Below are 22,208 nucleotides of genomic sequence, written 5' to 3'. Positions count from 1 at the left end.
CGACTAACGCGGCGTTTTCATTACTGGACAAAGGAGACCTTGAAGAAAATCTTTCGTCGTGTCGCCCGCAATAGATTCGATCTGCGCTCACGCTTCATGTGGACAGGAACGGGACAACGTAACTCATGAACTCGGCATGCTGGCTACGTGACTCATTCCACCTTGCTGGGTGTGTCGGCGGCTTAAAACGCCTCTCGCAGTTCGTCAGCAGCAACCGGTCTTTCGCTCGAGAAATGCCGACAAAGAAAGAACATCGCTCCTCGTAGGGTTGTCCCCAGAACGTCTGGGTTTCAATCGCAGGCATGATGACCGAGTGGAACTCCAATCCCTTACTTTTGTGAACCGTAAGCAGCCTGATTGCCTGGTCATTGGAAAATCGATCCAATGCACTCAACAGATCTGAACCTTGCTCATACAACACGTTGAGCTGTTGATGGGTCTGAATCACAATTTCTCCGAGCCTGGCATGCGCTTCGTAGTCTGGCGACAGAGACGTCAACATTGGCAGCCCCACTCGCTCAAGGAATTCTTGAGCCATATCCCACCAGAAGTCATACGGCTGAACAGACCGAGCTACTGCCTTGACGCGCTTACGGTGAGCTCCATACATCATTTCAAAGGCTGCCTGCACAGTGGACTCATTATCTTCTGAGTCAACCACGGAGAACTGCTCCATCAACCGCATCCATCCCTTTGGCTCTCTCGGCCTGTAAAGGCAAGCGAGGTAGTCAATGATCAGACGTGCCACTGGCTCATTGACCAGATCCTGGGATAAATGCTCGTTTCGATACGGAATGCCAGCTGCATCTAAGCCCTCCATGATGAATGTCCCGTAGTCGCTGATTTGCCGGGAGAACAGGATGGCGATCTCATGCAGCGGGATCTGGTCAACCGTGACCCACTGTCGAATCGTATTCACGATGTAGGCAGCTTCTCGCTCAGAGTTTTCAAAGTGGCAAGCGATGATCTCTCCTTCATCGCCGGCGATAAGCTCCCCGGCCATGACGGCATCAGGATCGAGGGCTCGGATGACCTCGTTCTGCATACGCAGCAACTTAGGCTTCGACCTGAAATTCCTAAAAAGATGGAGGGGCTTTGCTCCAAAGTCATCGACAAATCTGGCAAAGATGCCGTCCATTGCTCCCGCCCATCCCATGATCTTTTGCTTCACATCCCCCACGGCCGTTAATCGTATGGGCTTACCTAGAAAAATGAGGTGCAGAAGCTCGTATTGCTGAGTGGTGCAGTCCTGGAACTCGTCTAGGAAAACGTCGCTGTAGGTTTGGCAAAGGGCATTACGGGCCGCCGGACAAGAAGACAGTATCTTGATGGCTAGCGGGATCAACTGGTCGAGCTTGATCTGCTTCCTACGAATGAACTGCGTGCCGATTTTGTAGCCTGGCTCCAGGAAATGGTCTCCCTGTAAGACTGGCCTGAACCGGTCGACGATGCGCTTTGCGAAGCCGTGGAAGGTGTAGCTATCGAAGCGTGATGCGAGCTCAAAACCACACCTCTTCTGTACACGCTGCTTCAGGTTTTTGCTTGCATCGACCTTGAATGAGATGGCCAGAATTCGTTTGGGGTACCGAGACTCACCGGTTTTGAGCAAAAAGTCGGCACGCTGCGCTAACACCTCCGTCTTACCAGCTCCTGGCCCCGCCGTGAGGGCTAGCGAATGCTCAAGCTCCTTGACCGCAAGTAATGCATTCTTCTCGAGTGTTAACCCATCGGCGGGCGACCATGTTTCAACGGCGGTCATTCTGGCAGCCCTTCCAAGGCTGCAATCACCGCATCAGCAAGCCTGTTGAAGGAGGCCGGCAGATTCTTTAAAAGGTCTTCGTCAGACAGCTCGGCAAGCGCTGCGATATGAGCTGCGGGTTTGCTACCGAGCTTGAACTTGGAATGATAAGAGGCGAACAACTCTTGCTCTTCGTCGGAATACTGCTCTGGTTCATGCCGTTTTTTGCCAAGGACAGCTTTGAGCGTTGCTTCATCCGGTACGGCACGTTCTACCCCATAGGCTTCGGGATATGAGCTAATCATTGAGAAGTCGAGATCCATCGGAGCAGAGAAGAACACTCTTCGCTGCTCAAGCTCTTTAACAAGATAAAGTTCGCCGAAACGGTTTTTCTTCCTGATTGGTACGTTCACTGCGTCCCAATTCGGAATAGTCCAACCAGTCGGCAGCTGTCGGGCCGGATTGTATAGCTTCAGTTGGTTATTGACGTAGTGAATCCGGCCCCACCCGCCTTGGTATCTCGAAACGTCCAAATCCAGCAAAGTCAGATATGGGGTACCCAATCCCTCGAGTAACCGCCAGAAATGGTTAACATGTCGCCCCCCAAGCGGCGCAATGGTGACTGCAGATTCGTCGACCGGCGCCCCCTTGGCTTTGAGGATTCGAGGGAGAACGATTTCCTCACTATCGCCTTCACCCAGCACAACTAAGCGAGAGAAATAGATCTCTGGAAACGCCTGGACAGCCTCCCTGACAAACTTGCGGGCATCGCCGTCCTTCTCGGGCAACTGGATCGTGGATACCTTAGTGACGCGATTTTCATCGAGCCGGAGGTAGCGAATATGCTCGGGCTCTACACGCCGCAGCATGGAGGGGGCGTGGGTAGCAATCAACGCCTGAGAGTCTGCCCCGCCAATCGAGCTGTCCAAAGCATTAACGATTCTGCCCAGGTAGTGAGGAGAGAGGCTGTTCTCAGGCTCTTCGATTGCTATCAGGGTGAACGATGGTGGCTTGAGCCGCTTTACGTCGAATGCCTTCGACTCACCTTTCAGCACTGCGCGACCTATCGCATGAGATGACAGAACCAGAGAGAGATACAGCATCGATTTCTGACCATCAGACAGACGTGAGAAATCCACCAGATTCTCGTCGTGGCCAGGTGTGAAAGACACCGACATGTGACGGAGCAAAGACTCAATTTCCGACGTGATGAAAGTCAGCTTCGGGTCAGAGAAGAAGGTGCCACGGTGTAGCCCCTTCCATGTGGTACTCAGAATCTCGCTGAAGGCCTTGATCGATACGTTAGAGGACAGCGACTCGCTGATCTTATCAGTGAGTTCTTGAACGACTCCTCGATCCAACTCCCAATCCACCGCTCTAAGCAAACGCCCAAGCAACGCATTGGCACCATAAGTTATGTGGTCAGCTGGGTCACGACGCGCTGGTAGGTAATGCATCTGAATGGCATTGCGGTGATGACGGGTCACTGGCGCTGTAGTCAGCGCGACACCCTCTTCGTTTGCATCCAAAACGTACAGCAGTGTTTCCTCTATATCACCGGCGAGGCCCATGGTAGCCTCAAGGCGGTATCTAACCCTGGGAATACCGTCTTCTGAGTCCATTCGCATATGGGCAAAATGAGGCGCCACAGTCGCGTTGTCGTCTTCCTTAAGCAACTCAGGGAAGTGAAAATCCGCTTCAAGCCACAGAGAGCGCTCTTCGGGTGCTTCCACCTCATCAAACGGTACGTAAAAATCGGAACGGCGAATCCGACGCAGCGACGGATCGAAGCAGAACATTCGGCACAACGCCTGTAGAACGGCAGTTTTGCCTGCTCCGTTCGGGCCAATTAGAAACGTGGAATCCTCAAAGTAGATCGAGGTTGGCTTGCCGAAGGATTGAAAATTACTCAGTCGAACACTGTGCAGCTTCATTGCCTATCTCCGTCCATGATGCGCTGGTTTCCACCAGCCAGGGTGGGAGGAGGATAAGCTCATTTCACACAGTGATGGTAGAGGGCCACTACCCTAATGCGATGTCCTGCGTACGAGCGGAGCGCGATAAACTCGGCCTAGGCTGATCTAGGTAGGTACACCATCCCATGATATTCCCTTGTAACGCAGTCAATCAGCTCATCGGTAAGCCGACGAATCTCGTCGCTAGCCAGTGAGTCTGGAGCGAAGTCGACTACCGAATCAAAATAGCAGTAACCGTCCCAAAAACCTCTAGGGATGCTCCGATCAACTTGTCGTGCAGCCGCGGCAAGTTGCAATTTTCCAGGCACCTACAGCGTCATTGGACGAAAAGTGACCGAAAAATCATGTACGGAGAGCTTTTTCGACCGGTTCTCCGTGTTAAACGCGAACCTCACCCATACCCATGAGCTGTTTTCGAACCCTCCACAGGTTTGCCAGGGCGAACAGCGTGGTCAACTGAGCCGTGTTTTTCATCAGCCCACGAAAACGTATTTTCACGTAACCAAACTGCCGCTTGATCACGCGAAACGGATGCTCGACCTTGGCCCGTGTCTGAGCCTTGCAGAACTCGATCTTGCGCTTGGCTTTGTACAGTACGCTGCGCTGGTTCAGCTTGGAATAGGTGCTGCGACGCGCTGCAATCTGCCAGATCACCCCCCGATTTTCATGCTCTTCGCGCCTTTCGACACCGGTGTAACCGGCATCTGCATACACGGCGTTTTCTTCGCCATGCAGCAGTTCAGCCACCTGCGTGACATCGGCCACATTGGCAGCGGTGCCATGGACGTGATGCACCAGGCCGGACTCGACATCGGCACCGATGTGCGCCTTCATCCCGAAGAAATACTGACCGCCTTTCTTGGTCTGGTGCATCTCGGGATCACGCTTGCCTTCTTTATTTTTGGTCGAGCTGGGGGCATGAATAATGGTGGCATCGACGATGGTGCCTTGGCGCAGCGACAGGCCTTTTTCCTGCAGATAACCATTGATGACCGCAAGGATTGCCGGTGCGAGCTGATGCTTCTCCAGCAAGTGCCGGAAGTTCATGATCGTGGTGTCTTCGGGGATTGGCGCGCTCAGCGTCAGGCGTGCGAACTGGCGCATGGGCGTGATTTCGTAGAGCGCTTCCTCCATGGCCGGGTCGCTCAGGGAGAACCAGTTCTGCAACAGATGGATGCGCAGCATGGTTTCCAGAGGATAGGGTTTTCTACCGCCGCCGGCCTTGGGGTAGAACGGTTCGATCAGCTCCAGCAGGCCTGCCCAGGGCACCACCTGATCCATTTCGGCGAGGAAGCGCTCTCGGCGGGTTTGCTTGCGCTTGCCGGCGTACTCAAAGTCGGAAAAGCTCATCTGGCTCATGGGCGGCTCGGATCAGGTGTTGCGGGGATTCTCGCATAACTGAAGGCTTGTTCGGAGATTCCCTAGTGCTGTTGTATCTCGCAATCTCCATGGAATGCGCCTTAGTCATAAACGTACGCAACATCGGCACTCTCAGTTTTCGCGCCTCAAGGTAAACTTCGGATTGATGCTCATAGGATTCAATTACCTCTCTACGAACCTGCTCCGCGTCCGCCTCATCATCTATATACTCAAGATATTCCGTACCATCCCCACACGGAGCATGATTAGTGATAAGCGTATATAAGTGAGACACCGGACGCCCACCATTCATCGCTATGATATCCTCACAATATTGCTCAGCACTCCATATCGAAGACAGGCAACGATTATCTAGCACCAAGGCTATGACATTCGAAAGCAACAGCGTCCTGTACATATCTCTATTCAGATCCAGCAAAATATAATCATATTCTTTAACAAGGGTAGACAACGCATGGCTGGCTACTTTTTTCCGTTTGATCCTCTCAATTTGATATCCGTAGCAAAATCGAATTTCGCCAGGATCTAGAACGCCCGTCCCAGCAAGGTCTTCTTCAAGCTTGCGCTCAAGGTCACGAAGTTCCGCTGAATACAGGATCACATCGGACTCATCGAAATACGTCACAGGGCTATTTTTAATCTTCAGCCGACGATGCTCACGCATTTCGTCACCCATGCTACATCTGTAGACCACATCTCCCGTAATGATTGCCACGCGGCTTCCACGCCTCGCCAACTCCGTGGCCACATCGACCGTAATGGGGGATTTTCCTACTCCGCCCTTATAGGCTGTGATGCTGATGATCTTGCAACCCACAGACAGCAACCTACCGTCGTTCGAAGTCGGCGGATAGGGCACACCATGGCGCTCACAAAAGACACGAAGGCTTCGCTCTGGGATCGTCCTGTGAGATTTGCAGTCCGCCGAGGTCTCGTAGCTTCGCCAAGCCCTAGCCTTAATATCGATAGAAATCGCCGCCTGCTCACAGGTGAGCCTGAGAGATCGTCTCAGATTTTTGAGATCGCTAGGACTGATAAGGGACATAGGTATCCGCCTCCATAGATACCGAAAGAGTAGCGAGCAGCTTTCTGATCGACAATGTGCACAGCGTGCCATCTGGGCCAGTGCGCTTTACCTCGTGCATTCAAGCTTTAACCACCAGGCGGCCTGCACATAGCAACAAGCCATCATGGTAGGATATTGAACTACTCTTCGGCACGACGAGCTCGACACATGTTTGACCCAGAGGATATTGACCCAGACTACATTTCATTCTTATGGAGCGTGTACCACTGCCGCCAAAGTCCATCCGCCGAAGAGTATTTAGATTTCGCCAGGCAGGATCTTACAGACGGTAACACTCCAAGGCATCTTATCAACGCATTATCAAATGCGAAGCGTGCTCTGCACATGAGAATGGAGGATGTATGCCTAGGCTTCGGAGCAGTCTCACTTAAAAGACTTAGAAACTTCCATGCATTATCCGAATACTTAAAGAAGTGCGGACTTCCTTCGCTTTCCGTACTCGAAAAGCTTAATAAAGCAAGAAACGACACCGAACATGACTTCACCGTTCCAGAACAAGAGATGGTTGAAATTTACATTGACGTAGCGCACCTATTTCTAAGTGCTACAGACAGATGGTCTGGCAGGCATCCATGCGACATCGAGATAGATCACAAGAACGAAGCCGGCGATAGGTGGTTGCGTGAGGTTAATTTTCACTGGAGAAAAGGAAGCGTAACACTAAAAATCAATGGCAAAGATAGCCAACGTTATGAATACCCTCACAGTGTTACCTATACCAACAAAGACCCTGAGTTCTTTAAGTGGGTTACCTTTGCCACTAAACACAGTATCTAGCCAGACAAGTGGGGCTATGAAGAACGCGCTCTCTAAGCAAGCGGAGCGCGCAGGCCAGGAAGGCCGAAGGCGTGAAGGCTGTCAGCCCGACAGGGCCGAGACTGGGCGGAACGCCATGGCTCGGTTCACGACAGCCTGGCCGCTATCAGCGGCACGCCCCCTGCGTATAAATCAGTGAAGCCGATTCGGTGATGGGAGATATCCGCCTCCAGCAAGGAGCCTGAACTCGCGGAGGCTTCTCCGACCACCATCTCGCTTAAAGGTAGCCGCGACGTAGCGGGAATTGACGGTGGTAATAACCCAGAACCGCCCTTCCCTCTCTACCTTCTGGATGTCCGAAGTCCGTATCAAGTGACCATCCGAAAACCGCCCATATGGCCCTTTTCGGGCATGTCCATACACCACGCCTACCGCACTGCATGCGTGTATTTGAACGTTCAACAAGTACGCGGTGACCTCGTCCTCATACTCCTGCCCGACAGCTCGAGCAATTCGAAGCAGGTCAAAATCAGAGTAACGCTTAACATGGTAGTCGACTGAAACCGTGCTGATGTCTGTCATGATTATTACGCCCCCGCCATCTCGGCTGCAGCAGCTTTTACAGGGCTGCGCCGGTACAGCTCTTTCAATCCTTTCAGAGACCCCACATCGAGTTCAGGCTCATGGGTGTCGACGTATACTTTTCCGCTCTCGACCTCGAGAACACAGATGGGCACCTCTGCTTTATTGAAGCCCATCGAAAGAGACGTCAGATTTTCCATCTTCCAGCCACCACCTTTGTTCATCCAGCCGGGTGTGACCACTTGGACTTCCCGGACAATCAGGCTCTGATCTTGGGCTAACAACAGCTCAACGAGTCGGGCCTCATCGTTGGGCATTTCCGTATGATTCCTGAATTGACCATCATCGAAACGCTGAACGCTAACGTGATACCAGTGGGTAGCGAGAGCTCTGGATACACTATGCCAATGCATCAGCCCGTCGCCAAACATGCCAGGGATTCCGGCCATGTCAGCTTGGTGGGAACGGAACATATTTTGATCTCTGGAATAGTCGAGTCGTCACGAGCGGGGCCGTGACTCCTAAAAGATTGAGAAGATGCCTTGCAAGGTGGACGACTTACGATAACCAGAGCCCTTAAGCACGTAGACCGTATTCCGCGTCCCGAATAAATATCCATCCTTGAAGGTCTGAGCGATTGTTGACCTAACCCATTCTCCCGGCTCGAAACGCCGCTGTTCATCGTGAACAACCTTGTGGGCAAACAGGAACATGGGCTGGCATCCAGCCGAAGCTACCTTGGCCAGCTCATCTTCAGTGAGGATGGCATCCAAGATCACCCACTCCTCGACAACGCAAAGAGGCATCCACTTGTAGTGCTGCCTGGCGAGGATAAGCACATCAGCTAATTCGAGCTCGCAGCCCATCAAGCTGACACCCTCTCCCATCAGTCCATCATTGATGGCGCCACTCATACATCCTCCTAACGGTGCCCCACCTGAACGCATCTTAAGCGCAGCGGATTCGTCTCTTGCGTCACACGTATCAATATATAGATTTGTGCGGCGCCTAGCAAACACGTCATACCGTCTGCTTTTAGGGAATGGATGGATGTCGCTGCGCTACTCGTTCGCGGCAGTGCTAAGGCTGCTGCGTCATCAGAAGGGTCTGACTCAATCGGACATCTCAAATACCGTGGCCCAGTCCCATGTGAGCCAACTGGAGTCCGCTAAGACAACTGCGACAATCGACGTGAGCTGCGAACTCGCGAGAGCAATGAGGATGCAGCCTGGATCTCTAATCACCCTTGCCCTCGCCTGCTATGGCCAGCGCACGCCACGCGAATTACTTACCGACGTTTTGGCAGAACTCGAGGAGTTGGAGCTTGCGGATGTCGTCTTGAACCATCAGCAGCAGCCCACCAAGACACCCGCGATGATCGATGCAGAACGCAAGAGAGACGCCATTAGAGCATTGAAGCGAGAGGGTGCTACTCAGGCTGAGGCTGCCAGGCAGCTTGGGCTCCCTGAGGCCACATTACGACGCCTATGGCACCAAGTATCTGACAGTTGATTCTTCTCACTGATAAAGCGGAGGCTCAAGCCAAGCTTCGGCATGCTGGCCTTATTTGAGAGGGCGTAAAGCGAGGTAGCCATTTCGCTCCATAACTGTGAACAAGCGCGTCACCAATACCGTTCGTCGGAAAAAATCTAAGCAATTCGACAGCCAAAATGTCAACATTGACAGATAAAAGCACTCTGCATATCGCGTTAAAAATCCTTTTATATCATTGATTTTTAGGGTTTTTTTCTCGACATTCCAAAATGTCAATGTAGGGCTGCCTCGGATAATCAAGTCAATGGCGACCGCAGCAACTTCAGTTTCGGCTGGCTGCCGGAGCAACGCGGCCAGTATGGCAGTTGCCTGACCCAGGTCGACTTCAAAGCCAAGAAGGTCATGCCACGCCCCTCGATACGCGGCATGATCGCCCGCACCTACTTCTACATGAGCAAACAGTACAACCTGCGCTTGTCCCGGCAGGACCGCCAGTTGTTCGAGGCCTGGAACAAGACCTATCCGCCGCAGGCATGGGAGCGGCAACGCAACCAGCAGGTAGCTTGCGTGATGGGCCGGGGTAATGAGTTCGTCGGGCCGGTCAACCTCAAGGCCTGCGGCTGAACCTCAGACCAACGCCTGCAAATAGGCGCTGGCTTCCCGGTAGCGGGCCAACCGCGCCAGGTCGGCGGGGCCAGGGCAAGGGATGCGCGAAATATCACTGTTATCGGCCAGATCGGCCAGTTTGACGGTTCGCGCCAGCGGGTCATCGCCCAGACGCACCACGAAGTCCTGATAAGCCTCACCCTCGCGGCGACTGAGCGCCAACAAGGCTGCAAGGATTTTAAGCGCGAAACCCTCGCGCGCCAGGTCGGACAGGGTCAGCGAGGTGTCCTCGATCACATCGTGAAGTACTGCGACAATCCGTTGTTCGGGTGTGGACACCCGCATCATCACGCGTAGCGGGTGGAGAATATAAGCCGCCCCACCCTTGTCGTATTGCCCTTCATGCGCCCTGGCGGCCACGGCAATGGCCCGCTCCAGTGTAGACATGAGGCCCCTCCCCGTTCGGCATCGTCACTCCAAGCATAGCCAAACTTGTGTGAACATTGTCTAGCGCACGGTTAACTGTGCCTTGCGGGGCTGACAGGAGCGGTTAGCGTGTGGCCCCGTGCTGGATAACCACCGAATCGGTGCCCAGCTTGGCCATCACTTCATCCCTGCGCGCTTGTGCTTCTTCGCGGGTAGGGAACGGCCCCATCAGCACCACTGGCTTGCCGTCGCGGTATTCCACCGAAGACGGGATGCCCTTTTCGATAAGCCGTGCGGTCATGTCGCTCAACGCGCCCATGTTGGCGCCCTGAACCACCTCTACATCCCAGCCCTCGGGTGCCGGTTGGTCTGCCAGCGCCTCGGCACGGCGCTGCAGGTCGGCACCGCCGCACATCTCGCGGATGCGCAGGTTGTTACCGGTGTCGTCGACGATGATGTCGTACTGGCCATCGCGCTTGATCGCCACGTAGCTGCGGTAGGCTTCGTACTGCCCGGCATCATCCTTGCCACGGACCTGGCCGCAGATGGTGCCTTGGGTGTCGATCCGCACGTTACCGAACTTTGCGGTTTTGGGGTTGTGCAGGTGTTCGGCCACCTGCTTGTGCACGCCTTCGACCTCGTTCTCACAGCCCGCCAGGGCGAGCACTGCCATTACCACAGCCAGTTTGCGCACGCGTGTACCTCCAGATTCGAAGGGGCGGATTCTAGCACGCCGACCTCTGTCCCGAACCGCGACCAAACGTTACACGCTGCTTCACGCGCACATGCAAAAAGGGCGATCATTTCTGATCGCCCTTTTCGGATTTGGTAGGCACAATTGGACTCGAACCAACGACCCCCACCATGTCAAGGTGGTGCTCTAACCAACTGAGCTATGTGCCTGTCGTGTGGTGCGCATATTAGAGATCGAATGCACACCTGTAAAGCTTTTTATTGAGAAAAATCAAAAACTTTCGAATGTAAGCGCTTCGCGCCCCTGCAACGGTTTGCTGCACCCGAAACCGGGCAATGAAAAAAGGGGTGACCCTTGCGGATCACCCCTTCTTCGATTTGGTAGGCACAATTGGACTCGAACCAACGACCCCCACCATGTCAAGGTGGTGCTCTAACCAACTGAGCTATGTGCCTGTCGTGTGGTGCGCATTCTACGCATTCCTAAAACCCTGTCAACACTTTTTTTCGCGCTAAGCTACTGAATCTTAAACTCTTTATAGATAGATGGGCTGGCAGCTAGCCCGTAAAGGATTTTCATCAGACGACTAGCGGGTGTTTATTATTATTGATAGCATCGGTACATTCGTTAAAAATATAAAACACGAGGTTCCTGCAGCATGGCTAACACCCCCTACCCCCAGTCCTACTACGCCGCCTCGGCCAACCCGGTGCCGCCACGTCCGGCGCTGCAGGGTGAGGTGGAAACCGATGTGTGCATCATCGGCGCCGGCTACACCGGCCTTTCCAGCGCCCTGTTCCTGCTGGAAAACGGCTTCAAGGTAAGCATCGTCGAAGCGGCCAAGGTCGGCTTCGGCGCGTCGGGCCGCAACGGCGGCCAGATCGTCAACAGCTACAGCCGCGACATTGACGTCATCGAACGCACCGTTGGCCCCAAGCAGGCGCAACTGCTGGGCCACATGGCCTTCGAAGGCGGCCGCATCATTCGTGAGCGCGTGGCCAAGTACAACATTCAGTGCGACCTGAAAGACGGTGGCGTGTTCGCCGCCCTCACCAGCAAGCAGATGGGCCACTTGGAGTCGCAAAAGCGCCTGTGGGAACGTTTCGGCCACAACCAGCTGGAGCTGATGGACCAGAAGCGCATCCGCGAAGTGGTCGCCTGCGACAGCTATGTCGGCGGCATGCTGGACATGAGCGGCGGCCACATCCACCCGCTCAACCTGGCCCTGGGCGAAGCCGCTGCGGTCGAGTCGCTGGGCGGCATCATTTATGAGCAAACCCCGGCGGTGCGCATCGAACGTGGTGCCAACCCGGTCGTACACACGCCACAAGGTAAAGTACGCGCCAAGTTCATCATCGTCGCCGGCAACGCCTACCTGGGCAACCTGGTACCGGAACTGGCCGCCAAGTCCATGCCATGCGGTACCCAGGTGATCACCACCGAGCCTCTGGGCGAAGAACTGGCACGTACCCTGCTGCCGCAGGACTACTGCGTCGAAGACTGCAACTACCTGCTCGACTACTACCGCCTCACCAGCGACAAGCGCCTGATCTTCGGCGGCGGCGTGGTGTACGGCGCGCGTGACCCGGCCAACATCGAGGCGATCATCCGTCCGAAGATGCTCAAGGCCTTCCCGCAGCTGAAGAACGTGAAGATCGACTACGCCTGGACCGGTAACTTCCTGCTGACCCTGTCGCGCCTGCCGCAGGTTGGCCGTATCGGTGACAACATCTACTACTCCCAGGGCTGCTCGGGCCACGGCGTAACCTACACCCACCTGGCAGGCAAGGTGCTGGCCGAGGCCCTGCGTGGCCAGGCTGAGCGTTTCGACGCCTTCGCCGGCCTGCCGCACTACCCGTTCCCGGGTGGGCAGATGCTGCGCGTGCCGTTCAGCGCCATCGGTGCCTGGTACTACAGCCTGCGCGATCGTCTGGGCTTCTGATGTAGCCGGGACTGGCCTCTTCGCGGGTTTACCCGCGAAAGGGCCGGTACAGGCAAAACTATTTGTTCAAGCTATTGACGGCCTGCTTCGCCGCAATCTCCTGCCCCGCCCGCGCCAGTTCATCCGCAGCCTGCAGCCAGCGCTGCCGATCCACCTGGGCCGGCAGCTGCCGTGGCGGCTGTACCAGTACCGCCCAACTCCCCTGCTTCGCCCACGCCGAGGCAAAGTCATCGAACGCCATCACCTGCCGCCGGTGCATGCCCGAGCGCAACAGCACCCGTTGCTTGTAACGGTCATAGCCGATCAGCACCGCATAACGCGGCTCGCCCCACCACGCCGAACCGTCCTCATAACGCAGCAGCACCGGGTTGCCAGCCGCCACCTGGGCCAGCAGCGCGTCCAGCTGCTTGTCCAACGGGTACACGACCATGCCGTAGTCCCGCGCCACGCGAGGAATGCCGGTGTCCAGCGCTTCGGCGCCCTGAGGCAGGTTCAACGGTTTGTCCAGCAGCCCCGGGGTGATGGGCGCGCCCTGCTGCGACAACACGGCGGCCAGGGCCATGGCGCCACTGTGGTTGGCGTTGCCACGGTAGAACGGCACGCTGCTGATCTCGACACGCTGCGGCAGGCCCTTGAGGTTGGCGGGTGGCGCACTGGCACAGCCGGCCAGGCTGGCCGTAATCAGGCAGGCAGCCAGCAGCCGACGGGGGACGGTTTTGAAGGAATGTTGCTGCATGGACGCTCGCTTGTTTCAACGCCAGGCAGGCAGCGCCTGGCTCTGACCAACGATCATAGGTCCCACAGCGGCGCGGGTATAGCCCGACAGCGGCTTAGAGCAAATCGGACCCAGAGATAGACCTTTGTTCGATGGAACGTCACAGGTGAAGGGCTAGACTAAAGCAGTGTCTGGCAGGCAAGCGCCGGCTGACCGTGCGCTGCCCTTGGAGATGGAGGCACAGATGAGCCTGACCATGGCAATCCTCATGCTGGTGGGCATGTGGCTGAGCGTTGCAGCCGCCATGCTGTGGGGTGTACTGCGTATCGTGCGGCGTCATTCCCACCACCACCTGCCACCGCAGGCCTCCGCCAAGCCACAGCCTGTGCGCCGGGCGCGGCGGCATGCCGGGGTACACTAAGCGTTCAGAAACAGCGAACGGGGCGCATGGCGCCCCGTATTTTTATCAACCTTCAGCCGCCTCACGCTTCAATCGCGCCCTGCGAGCCAGGATGTTGAGGACCTCGATCGCGGTCGAGAACGCCATGGCCGCATACACATACCCCTTCGGCACATGGGCACCAAAGCCTTCGGCGATCAGTGTCATGCCGATCATGATCAGGAAGCCCAGGGCCAGCATGACCACCGTCGGGTTGTCATTGATGAAGTTGGCCAGCGGATCGGCGGCCACCATCATCACGATTACAGCCGTGATCACGGCAATGATCATGATCGGCAAGTGCTCGGTCATGCCCACGGCGGTGATGATGCTGTCCACCGAGAAGACGATGTCCAGCAGCAAAATCTGGAAGATCGCCGCCGCAAAGCCCAAGGTAACCGTCGACGACACCTTGGCTTCTTCCTTGGCGCCGTGCGGGTCGACGTTTTCGTGAATCTCCTTGGTCGCCTTCCACAGCAGGAACAGGCCACCGGCAATCAGGATCACGTCCTTCCACGAGAAGGCGTTGCCGAACACTTCGAACACCGGGTCGGTCAGCTGAACGATCCAGGCCACCGTGCTGAGCAAGGCCAGGCGCATGACCAAGGCCATGCTGATACCAATGCGTCGCGCCTTGGAACGGTATTCCACTGGCAGCTTGTTGGTCAGGATGGAAATGAAGATCAGGTTGTCGATGCCCAGTACAACTTCCATGGCCACCAGCGTAGCCAGGGCAACCCAGGCGGTAGGGCTAGCGGCGAGTTCCAGCAAGTATTCCATTGTTCAAATCCTGCAGCGGCGGTTGGGGGTCAGATTTCCTGAGTGTCTTTTTTCTTGTCGGCATCTTCAGGCGTGTGGCCTTCCTTGCCGATGGCCTCACTCAAGGCCTGCTGGGCGGCCTTGTTGGTGTCGTCGATCGCCTGCTTGGCCGACTGCGCCGCCTGGTCGAGCATCTGCTGGGCGGATTTCTCGGCCTGGTCGCAACCCGCAAGCGTGAACAGGGCCAACGCCAGCACCAACGGGGTGCCAATGGATTTGAGTTGTAGCATGGTGTCCTCGCATGAAATATCCCGGCGGCGCATAGCGCCTGATGCCGTGCATTTTAGAGACGCCAATAGTTCAGGAAAATTCGTATTTTCATGGCGTATACTTCGGTTTTAACGAATCGGGGCGACCGACGGTGCTCAACTATCGCCAACTGCATTACTTCTGGGCCGTGGCCAAGACGGGCAGCATCACCCGCGCCAGCGAACAGCTCAACCTCACACCACAAACCATCAGCGGGCAGATCAGCCTGTTCGAGAAAACCTATGGCCTGGAGCTGTTCCAGCGTGCAGGCCGGCAGCTGGAGCTGACCGAGACAGGCCGCCAGGCGCTGGTCTATGCCGAGCAGATGTTCCAGCTCGGCGGTGAGCTGGAAGCCATGCTGCGCGCCGGCCCGCAAGAGCAGATTCTGTTTCGCGTGGGGGTGGCCGACGTGGTGCCCAAATCCATCGTCTACCGCCTGCTGGCGCCTACGATGGAGCTGGATGAGGTGCTGCGCATCAACTGCCGCGAAGACAAACTCGAGCGGTTGCTGGCAGACCTGGCCATCCAGCGCCTGGACCTGGTGATTTCCGACAGCCCCATGCCCAGCCACCTGGACATCAAAGGCTACAGCCAGAAGCTGGGCGAATGCGGCCTGAGCTTCTTCGCCACCCCAACGCTGGCACAACGGCTGGACGGCCCCTTCCCGGCTTGCCTGCAGGATGCACCGCTGCTCGTTCCCGGCCAGGAGACCGTGGTGCGCAGCCGCCTGCTGCGCTGGCTAGGCGAGCAACAGGTGCAGCCACGGATCGTGGGCGAGTTCGATGACAGTGCCTTGATGCAGGCGTTCGGGCAGTCAGGCAGCGGCATTTTCGTCGCCCCCAGCGTGATTACCGACGAAGTGTGCCGCCAGTATGGCGTGGAACTGATCGGTCAGACCGAGGCCGTGCATGAGTCGTTCTATGCCATTTCGGTGGAACGCAAGGTCAAGCACCCGGGGATCGTGGCGATTACCGAAGGCGCACGGCGGGAGTTGTTTCACTGGTGACGTTGGCCCCTGCGACGACACAGCCGAGGCTGCGCCGCCACGCTCTGTGCTAAAGTCGCGCCCTTTCACAATAATGAGATTGTGCTGCACATGTCCCCTGTACTTCGCCTACTCAACCGAACCAGCCTGGTGACGCAGATCGTCATTGGCCTGCTTGCCGGTATTGCCTTGGCCCTTCTGGCGCCCGCCGTTGCCCGCGACCTGGCCTTCCTCGGCAAGGTGTTCGTCAGCGCATTGAAGGCGGTGGCGCCCGTACTGGTGTTCATCCTCGTCATGGCCTCGATCGCCAACCATCGCCACGGCCAGGAAACCCATATCCGCCCGATCCTCTGGCTGTACCTGCTGGGCACCTTCGCCGCGGCAGTGGTAGCCGTGGTCGCCAGCATGCTGTTCCCGTCCCACCTGGCGCTCAGTACTGGCGAGGCCACGTTGAGCGCACCGGGCGGTATCGCTGAAGTGATGCAAAACTTGCTGTTGAGCGCGGTCGACAACCCGGTCAACGCCCTGCTCAACGCCAACTTCATCGGCATACTCACCTGGGCCATCGGCCTTGGCGTGGCCCTGCGTCATGCCGGTGAAACCACCCGCACCGTGGTCGAAGACCTGTCCAACGGCGTCACGCTGATCGTGCGGGTTGTCATCCGTTTCGCCCCGCTGGGCATTTTCGGCCTGGTCAGTTCCACCCTGGCGCAATCTGGCCTGGACGCCCTGTTCGGCTACCTGCACCTGCTTGCGGTGCTGATTGGCTGCATGCTGTTCGTGGCGCTGATCATGAACCCGCTGATCGTGTTCTGGAAAATCCGCCGCAACCCCTACCCACTCACCCTGCTGTGCCTGCGCGAAAGCGGCATTACCGCGTTCTTCACCCGCAGCTCGGCGGCCAACATCCCGGTCAACCTTGCTCTTTCGGAGCGCCTTGGCCTGCACGAAGACACCTACTCGGTGTCTATCCCGCTGGGTGCCACCATCAACATGGCCGGTGCGGCCATCACCATTACCGTGCTGACGCTGGCGGCGGTGCATACCTTGGGCATTCCCGTGGACCTGCCAACTGCCGTACTGCTCAGCGTGGTGGCAGCCGTTTGCGCCTGCGGTGCCTCGGGCGTGGCCGGGGGCTCGCTGCTGTTGATTCCACTGGCGTGCAGCCTGTTTGGCATCCCCAGTGAAATTGCCATGCAGGTGGTGGCGGTAGGCTTCATTATCGGCGTGCTGCAGGATTCGGCCGAAACGGCGCTGAATTCTTCGACCGATGCGCTGTTCACGGCAGCGGCGTGCCAAGCCGAAGAACGACGCAACGCTTGAGATTGTCGGGGCCGCATCGCGGCCCCAATTGCCTTACGCGGTGGCTTTACCTACCCTAGTGGCCTTTCCCCAGCCATTGAGACAGGGCCATGTCAGAACACGAAACCGCAGGTGAAGGCCGCTTCAACAGCATCGAGATCCGCGTTCTCGGCTCGCTGATCGAAAAGCAGGCCACCAGCCCGGAAAGCTACCCGCTGACCCTCAATGCCCTGGTCCTGGCCTGTAACCAGAAGACCAGCCGCGAGCCGGTGATGAACCTTACCCAAGGCCAGGTCGGCCAGGCCCTGCGTGCCCTCGAAGGGCAAGGCATGACCCGCCTGCAGATGGGCAGCCGTGCCGATCGCTGGGAACAGCGGGTAGACAAGGCCCTGGAGCTGGTACCGGCCCAACTGGTGCTGATGGGCCTGATGTTCCTGCGCGGCCCGCAAACCCTCAACGAACTGCTGACCCGCAGTAACCGCCTGCACGACTTCGACGACACCGAGCAGATCCAGCACCAGCTGGATCGCCTGATATCGCGGGATCTGGCCTTGCACCTGCCGCGCCAGGCCGGCCAGCGTGAAGACCGCTACACCCATGCGTTGGGCGACCCGGCGGAAATCGAGGCAATCCTCGCTGCACGCCAGCAGGAAGGTGGCGCGCGCAGCAGTGGCGCCAGTGTGTCGGAGGAACGGATCGAAGCCCTGGAAGCCCGCATCGCGGCGCTGGAGGCACGCCTGGCCGAGCTCGAAGGCTGAGCCGTCACGGCTCCGGGTCGGGGAAGTTGCGGCAGCTCTTGCGCTCGGCCAGCTCCCGGTCACTGGGGCGCTGGTCGACGAACACGGTGTGGCCGTCGGCATAGATTTCCAGGTAACCCCAGTGCAGGTCCTGCTCTTTTTGCCCGGGCTTTGGAGGGACTAACCACCAGGGTTCGCGGCTGATCAGGGTCATGGATGTGATTCCTGAGGGGGATGCTGTAATCATAGACACCCTCAGATTAAGCTCTGTCTGTTCTGACGCATTCGCGGGTAAAACCGCTCCTACACAGGCCTCCACCTTATTCAAAGGCGGTGGAGGCCTGTGTAGGAGCGGGTTTACCCGCGAAGGGCCGGTACGGGCTTACGCCGGCGCCGAGGTCCGGATCAGGTGGTCGAAGGCTGCCAGCGAGGCCTTGGCCCCCTCGCCCACCGCAATCACGATCTGCTTGTACGGCACGGTCGTTACGTCACCGGCCGCAAACACACCCGGGATGCTGGTCTGACCCTTGGCATCGACGATGATCTCACCACGCGATGACAGCTCGACGGTGCCTTTCAGCCAGTCGGTGTTCGGCAGCAGGCCGATTTGCACGAAGATACCTTCCAGCGCCACTTCGTGTTGCGCTTGCGTCGTGCGGTCCTGGTAACGCAGCCCCGTCACTTTCTCACCATTGCCCAACACTTCGGTGGTCAGCGCGCTGGTGATCACTTTCACGTTCGGCAAGCTGTGCAGTTTGCGCTGCAACACCGCATCGGCCCGCAGTTGGCTGTCGAACTCGATCAGCGTCACCTGGGCGACGATACCGGCCAGGTCGATGGCCGCTTCCACGCCCGAGTTGCCACCACCGATCACCGCTACGCGCTTGCCCTTGAACAGCGGGCCATCACAGTGCGGGCAGTAGGCGACACCACGGGCGCGGTACTCCTGCTCGCCCGGCACATTCATTTCGCGCCAGCGGGCGCCGGTGGCCAGGATCACGGTCTTGGCCTTGAGCGAGGCGCCGCCGGCCAGGCGTACTTCATGCAGGCCACCATCGGTGGCCGGAATCAGTGCTTCGCCGCGCTGCAGGTTCATGATGTCCACGTCGTACTGCTTGACGTGCTCTTCCAGCGCCGTGGCCAACTTCGGCCCTTCGGTTTCCTGCACCGAGATGAAGTTCTCGATGGCCAGGGTATCGAGCACCTGGCCGCCAAAACGCTCGGCGGCGACGCCGGTGCGGATGCCTTTACGTGCGGCGTAAATAGCCGCTGCCGCGCCGGCTGGCCCACCGCCGACCACCAGCACATCAAAGGCGTCCTTGGCGTTGATCTTCTCGGCCTGGCGAGCACCGGCGCTGGTGTCGATCTTGCCGAGGATTTCTTCCAGGCCCATACGGCCCTGGCCAAACACTTCACCGTTCAGGTAGATGCTCGGCACCGCCATGATCTTGCGCGCTTCCACTTCTGCCTGGAACAGCGCACCGTCGATGGCCACATGGCGCACATTGGGGTTGAGCACCGCCATCAGGTTAAGCGCCTGAACCACATCCGGGCAGTTCTGGCACGACAGCGAGAAGTAGGTTTCGAAGGTGAACTCGCCTTCCAGCGCCTGGATCTGCTCGATCACTTCGGCACTCGCCTTGGACGGGTGGCCGCCGACTTGCAGCAGCGCCAGCACCAGCGAGGTGAATTCATGGCCCATGGGGATGCCGGCAAAGCGCAGGCTGATCTCGCCATTGGGGCGATTGAGCGAGAACGATGGACGACGGGCGTCATCACCATCCGCGCGCAGAGTAATCAAGGTTGACAGGCTGGCAATATCCACCAGCAGGTCATGCAATTCGCGGGACTTCGCGCCGTCGTCGAGGGAGGCAACGATCTCGATCGGCTGGGTGACCCGCTCCAGGTAGGTTTTCAGTTGCGATTTAAGCGTGGCGTCCAACATACGGGCGATTCCTTTTTTCAAAACTCGGATACAAAAACGCCCAGGCGAGGTCGCCCGGGCGCTTTTACGGGGCGGTGACTACTTCAGCTTTGGCGGCTGGCTACCGCCCACGACATGCACATGGCCTTAGATCTTGCCGACCAGGTCCAGCGACGGTGCCAGGGTGGCTTCGCCTTCTTTCCACTTGGCTGGGCACACTTCGCCTGGGTGGGCGGCAACGTACTGGGCAGCCTTCACTTTACGCAGCAGTTCGGCAGCATCGCGGCCTACACCACCGTCGTTCAGTTCGACGATCTTGATCTGGCCTTCCGGGTTGATCACGAAGGTACCGCGATCGGCCAAGCCAGCTTCTTCGATCAGCACGTCGAAGTTGCGCGAGATGACGTGGGTCGGGTCACCGATCAGCGGGTATTCGATCTTGCCGATGGTGTCCGAGGTGTCGTGCCAGGCTTTGTGGGTGAAGTGGGTGTCGGTGGACACACCGTAGATTTCCACGCCCAGCTTCTGGAACTCGGCGTAGTTGTCAGCAAGGTCACCCAGCTCGGTCGGGCATACGAAGGTGAAGTCGGCCGGGTAGAAGAACACGACAGACCACTTGCCTTTCAGGTCGGCTTCGCTGACCTGAACGAACTCGCCTTTGTGGTAGGCAGTGGCGTTGAACGGTTTGACCTGGCTGTTGATGATTGGCATGAGAGACGCTCCTTCATGGGGTTGGAATCAGTTGATGGATAGAATCCTAACTAATCATCCCGCTGAAGGCTCATTGGCAAAGCTCATGCTTGCGATTGGTTTTGGCTATAACCGAGGTCTATTAATAGAAGGGAATCGGCTGAGCAAAGGATTGCGGGCCGCGCTTGGGCCTCATTGCCGGCAAGCCAGCAATGAGGCCGTTAGCATCAGCGGGTAACGGTGCGCATGGTCACGAACTCTTCAGCCGCCGTCGGGTGCACGCCGATGGTCTCGTCGAACTGTTGCTTGGTCGCGCCGGCCTTCAGGGCGATGCCCAGGCCCTGGATGATCTCGCCAGCGTCAGGGCCCACCATGTGACAGCCCAGCACCTTGTCGGTGTCGGCATCGACCACCAGCTTCATCAGGGTCTTTTCCTGAATATCGGTGAGTGTCAGCTTCATGGCGCGGAAGCGGCTTTCGAAGACCTGCACCTTATGCCCGGCCTCCAGCGCCTGCTCCTCGGTCAGGCCAACAGTGCCAATCGGTGGCTGGCTGAACACGGCGGTGGGGATGTTCTGGTAGTCCACCGGGCGGTATTGCTCAGGCTTGAACAGGCGCCGCGCCACGGCCATGCCTTCGGCCAGGGCCACCGGCGTCAGTTGCACACGGCCGATCACGTCGCCAATCGCCAGGATCGACGGCGCGGTGGTCTGGTATTGCGCGTCAACGCGGATGTAGCCGCGCGCATCAAGCTCTACGCCAGTGTTCTCCAGGCCCAGGTTGTCCAGCATCGGGCGCCGGCCTGTTGCGTAGAACACACAATCTGCGACCAACTCGCAGCCGTCTTTCAACGTGGCCTTGAGGCTGCCATCTTCCAGCTTGTCGATGCGCTGGATGTCGGCGTTGAACTGCAAGTTCAGGCCGCGCTTTTCCAGCTCTTCCTTCAAGTGCGTGCGCACCGAGCCATCGAAGCCGCGCAGGAACAGGTCGCCTCGATAGAGCAGCGTGGTATCGGCCCCCAGGCCCTGGAAGATACCGGCGAACTCGACGGCGATGTAACCGCCCCCCACTACCAACACCCGTCGTGGCAGGTCCTTGAGGTAGAAGGCTTCGTTGGAGGTGATAGCCAGCTCCTTACCCGGGATGTCCGGTACCTGTGGCCAGCCACCGGTGGCGATCAGGATATGCTCGGCCGTGTAGCGCCGGCCTTCGACTTCCACTTCATTGGCGCCGGTCAGCCGCGCATGGCCCTGCAGCAGGGTCACACCGCTATTGACCAACAGGTTGCGGTAGATGCCGTTGAGGCGCTCGATCTCGCGATTTTTGTTGGCAATCAGGGTGCCCCAGTCGAAATGCCCCTCTTCCAAGGTCCAGCCAAACCCTGCGGCCTGCTCGAGTTCGTCAGCGACATGGGCGCCGTACACCAGTAACTTTTTCGGTACACAGCCAACGTTGACGCAGGTACCGCCCAGGTAGCGGCTTTCGGCCACAGCCACCTTTGCGCCAAAGCCGGCGGCAAAGCGCGCCGCGCGCACACCGCCAGAACCGGCGCCAATCACAAACAGATCAAAATCGTAGGCCATGTATTCAGTCTCCTAGGCAGGCGCCCAGCATAACGCCGTTGGCCGCCGCAAACAAAAAAGCCACCCCGAAGGGTGGCTCTTGTA

Annotated in this window: 23 protein-coding genes, 2 tRNA genes and 1 pseudogene; 8 read left to right on the top strand and 18 right to left on the bottom strand. The window is 57.8% G+C overall.

What is annotated here, in order from left to right:
- Positions 1-94: 94 nt before the first annotated feature.
- The 4 genes from D8767_RS11465 to D8767_RS11450 form a co-directional block, all read right to left on the bottom strand.
- Positions 95-1,759: a UvrD-helicase domain-containing protein gene (locus D8767_RS11465; RefSeq protein ID WP_016711397.1), complete on the bottom strand. Its 1,665-nt coding sequence runs from the start codon at positions 1,757-1,759 to the stop codon at positions 95-97.
- A complete protein-coding gene (locus D8767_RS11460) occupies positions 1,756-3,672 on the bottom strand; it encodes an ATP-dependent endonuclease (protein WP_016711398.1) in 1,917 nt (638 codons plus the stop codon). Before D8767_RS11460 ends, D8767_RS11465 begins: the two co-directional genes overlap by 4 nt.
- 420 nt (positions 3,673-4,092) lie before the next feature.
- On the bottom strand, positions 4,093-5,073 hold the full coding sequence (locus D8767_RS11455; RefSeq protein WP_003117291.1) for an IS5-like element ISPa41 family transposase: 981 nt from the start codon (positions 5,071-5,073) through the stop codon (positions 4,093-4,095).
- The gene (locus tag D8767_RS11450) at positions 5,045-6,139 is read right to left on the bottom strand and encodes an AAA family ATPase (RefSeq protein WP_163002506.1); all 1,095 of its coding nucleotides are present in this window, start codon (positions 6,137-6,139) and stop codon (positions 5,045-5,047) included. Before D8767_RS11450 ends, D8767_RS11455 begins: the two co-directional genes overlap by 29 nt.
- A 189-nt stretch (positions 6,140-6,328) precedes the next feature.
- Between D8767_RS11450 and D8767_RS28695 the strand changes: the two genes are divergently transcribed.
- Positions 6,329-6,958 (top strand): hypothetical protein, encoded by a 630-nt coding sequence (locus tag D8767_RS28695; protein ID WP_134792788.1) that lies wholly within the window; start codon positions 6,329-6,331, stop codon positions 6,956-6,958.
- A gap of 171 nt (positions 6,959-7,129) precedes the next feature.
- On the opposite strand, the gene D8767_RS29145 is transcribed toward D8767_RS28695, so the two are convergent.
- From D8767_RS29145 to D8767_RS11435, 3 genes are read right to left on the bottom strand one after another with little or no spacing between them, the layout of a single operon-like run.
- Complete coding sequence (locus tag D8767_RS29145) at positions 7,130-7,519, bottom strand: hypothetical protein (protein ID WP_080578070.1); 390 nt, start codon at positions 7,517-7,519, stop codon at positions 7,130-7,132.
- 5 nt (positions 7,520-7,524) lie between these two features.
- Complete coding sequence (locus D8767_RS11440; protein WP_016711400.1) at positions 7,525-7,992, bottom strand: hypothetical protein; 468 nt, start codon at positions 7,990-7,992, stop codon at positions 7,525-7,527.
- Positions 7,993-8,040: 48 nt separating this feature from the next.
- Positions 8,041-8,433 (bottom strand): hypothetical protein, encoded by a 393-nt coding sequence (locus tag D8767_RS11435; protein ID WP_016711401.1) that lies wholly within the window; start codon positions 8,431-8,433, stop codon positions 8,041-8,043.
- Positions 8,434-8,569: 136 nt separating this feature from the next.
- Between D8767_RS11435 and D8767_RS11430 the strand changes: the two genes are divergently transcribed.
- The gene (locus D8767_RS11430) at positions 8,570-9,031 is read left to right on the top strand and encodes a helix-turn-helix domain-containing protein (RefSeq protein ID WP_016711402.1); all 462 of its coding nucleotides are present in this window, start codon (positions 8,570-8,572) and stop codon (positions 9,029-9,031) included.
- Positions 9,032-9,301: 270 nt separating this feature from the next.
- Positions 9,302-9,637 (top strand): annotated as a pseudogene (locus D8767_RS11425) (endonuclease); the annotation flags it as partial.
- Between the two features lie 3 nt (positions 9,638-9,640).
- Here D8767_RS11425 and D8767_RS11420 read toward each other — a convergent pair.
- The 4 genes from D8767_RS11420 to D8767_RS11405 all read right to left on the bottom strand — a co-directional run bounded on the left by D8767_RS11420 (position 9,641) and on the right by D8767_RS11405 (position 11,194).
- Positions 9,641-10,066 (bottom strand): GTP diphosphokinase, encoded by a 426-nt coding sequence (locus D8767_RS11420; RefSeq protein WP_016711405.1) that lies wholly within the window; start codon positions 10,064-10,066, stop codon positions 9,641-9,643.
- A gap of 103 nt (positions 10,067-10,169) precedes the next feature.
- Entirely contained in the window at positions 10,170-10,739 is a 570-nt protein-coding gene (locus D8767_RS11415) for an SPOR domain-containing protein (protein WP_016711406.1), read from the bottom strand.
- Positions 10,740-10,871: 132 nt separating this feature from the next.
- Positions 10,872-10,948 (bottom strand) — tRNA-Val (locus D8767_RS11410).
- Between the two features lie 169 nt (positions 10,949-11,117).
- Positions 11,118-11,194, bottom strand: a tRNA-Val gene (locus tag D8767_RS11405).
- A gap of 203 nt (positions 11,195-11,397) precedes the next feature.
- Here D8767_RS11405 and D8767_RS11400 point away from each other — a divergent pair.
- Positions 11,398-12,681, top strand: coding sequence for an FAD-binding oxidoreductase (locus D8767_RS11400; protein ID WP_009682777.1), 1,284 nt, complete (start codon positions 11,398-11,400; stop codon positions 12,679-12,681).
- 58 nt (positions 12,682-12,739) lie between these two features.
- Here D8767_RS11400 and D8767_RS11395 read toward each other — a convergent pair whose 3' ends face one another.
- Positions 12,740-13,417, bottom strand: coding sequence for a peptidase C39 family protein (locus tag D8767_RS11395; RefSeq protein ID WP_063977459.1), 678 nt, complete (start codon positions 13,415-13,417; stop codon positions 12,740-12,742).
- A gap of 223 nt (positions 13,418-13,640) precedes the next feature.
- Here D8767_RS11395 and D8767_RS28690 point away from each other — a divergent pair, with 223 nt between their 5' ends.
- Positions 13,641-13,817, top strand: a complete 177-nt coding sequence (locus D8767_RS28690; RefSeq protein ID WP_016711408.1) for a hypothetical protein — start codon at positions 13,641-13,643, stop codon at positions 13,815-13,817.
- Positions 13,818-13,862: 45 nt separating this feature from the next.
- Here D8767_RS28690 and D8767_RS11390 read toward each other — a convergent pair whose 3' ends face one another.
- Together D8767_RS11390 and D8767_RS11385 are read right to left on the bottom strand one after the other, a co-directional pair.
- Entirely contained in the window at positions 13,863-14,615 is a 753-nt protein-coding gene (locus D8767_RS11390; RefSeq protein WP_003250551.1) for a TerC family protein, read from the bottom strand.
- A gap of 29 nt (positions 14,616-14,644) precedes the next feature.
- A complete protein-coding gene (locus D8767_RS11385; RefSeq protein ID WP_016711409.1) occupies positions 14,645-14,884 on the bottom strand; it encodes a hypothetical protein in 240 nt (79 codons plus the stop codon).
- Between the two features lie 131 nt (positions 14,885-15,015).
- On the opposite strand from D8767_RS11385, the gene nhaR reads away from it, so the two are divergent.
- From nhaR to D8767_RS11370, 3 genes are all read left to right on the top strand, one after another.
- Positions 15,016-15,909 carry a transcriptional activator NhaR gene (nhaR, locus tag D8767_RS11380; protein ID WP_016711410.1) on the top strand — a complete coding sequence of 298 codons (894 nt, stop codon included), beginning with the start codon at positions 15,016-15,018 and terminating at the stop codon, positions 15,907-15,909.
- Positions 15,910-15,999: 90 nt separating this feature from the next.
- A complete protein-coding gene (sstT, locus tag D8767_RS11375; protein ID WP_121757723.1) occupies positions 16,000-17,211 on the top strand; it encodes a serine/threonine transporter SstT in 1,212 nt (403 codons plus the stop codon).
- A gap of 89 nt (positions 17,212-17,300) precedes the next feature.
- On the top strand, positions 17,301-17,948 hold the full coding sequence (locus D8767_RS11370; RefSeq protein WP_016711412.1) for a YceH family protein: 648 nt from the start codon (positions 17,301-17,303) through the stop codon (positions 17,946-17,948).
- Between the two features lie 4 nt (positions 17,949-17,952).
- Here the strand turns inward: D8767_RS11370 and D8767_RS11365 are convergent, their stop codons facing one another.
- The 4 genes from D8767_RS11365 to gorA all read right to left on the bottom strand — a co-directional run bounded on the left by D8767_RS11365 (position 17,953) and on the right by gorA (position 22,124).
- Positions 17,953-18,141 (bottom strand): hypothetical protein, encoded by a 189-nt coding sequence (locus D8767_RS11365; protein ID WP_016711413.1) that lies wholly within the window; start codon positions 18,139-18,141, stop codon positions 17,953-17,955.
- 168 nt (positions 18,142-18,309) lie between these two features.
- Positions 18,310-19,872: an alkyl hydroperoxide reductase subunit F gene (gene ahpF, locus D8767_RS11360; protein WP_016711414.1), complete on the bottom strand. Its 1,563-nt coding sequence runs from the start codon at positions 19,870-19,872 to the stop codon at positions 18,310-18,312.
- Between the two features lie 126 nt (positions 19,873-19,998).
- A complete protein-coding gene (gene ahpC, locus D8767_RS11355; RefSeq protein ID WP_003250537.1) occupies positions 19,999-20,562 on the bottom strand; it encodes an alkyl hydroperoxide reductase subunit C in 564 nt (187 codons plus the stop codon).
- 206 nt (positions 20,563-20,768) lie between these two features.
- Positions 20,769-22,124, bottom strand: a complete 1,356-nt coding sequence (gene gorA, locus D8767_RS11350; protein ID WP_016711415.1) for a glutathione-disulfide reductase — start codon at positions 22,122-22,124, stop codon at positions 20,769-20,771.
- Positions 22,125-22,208: the final 84 nt, after the last annotated feature.

This window comes from Pseudomonas sp. LTGT-11-2Z (genome assembly GCF_003691445.1).
Lineage (GTDB): Bacteria > Pseudomonadota > Gammaproteobacteria > Pseudomonadales > Pseudomonadaceae > Aquipseudomonas > Aquipseudomonas monteilii.
The sequence above is the reverse complement of the archived record's forward strand: the minus strand, read 5'-3'. Positions and strand labels throughout refer to the sequence as shown.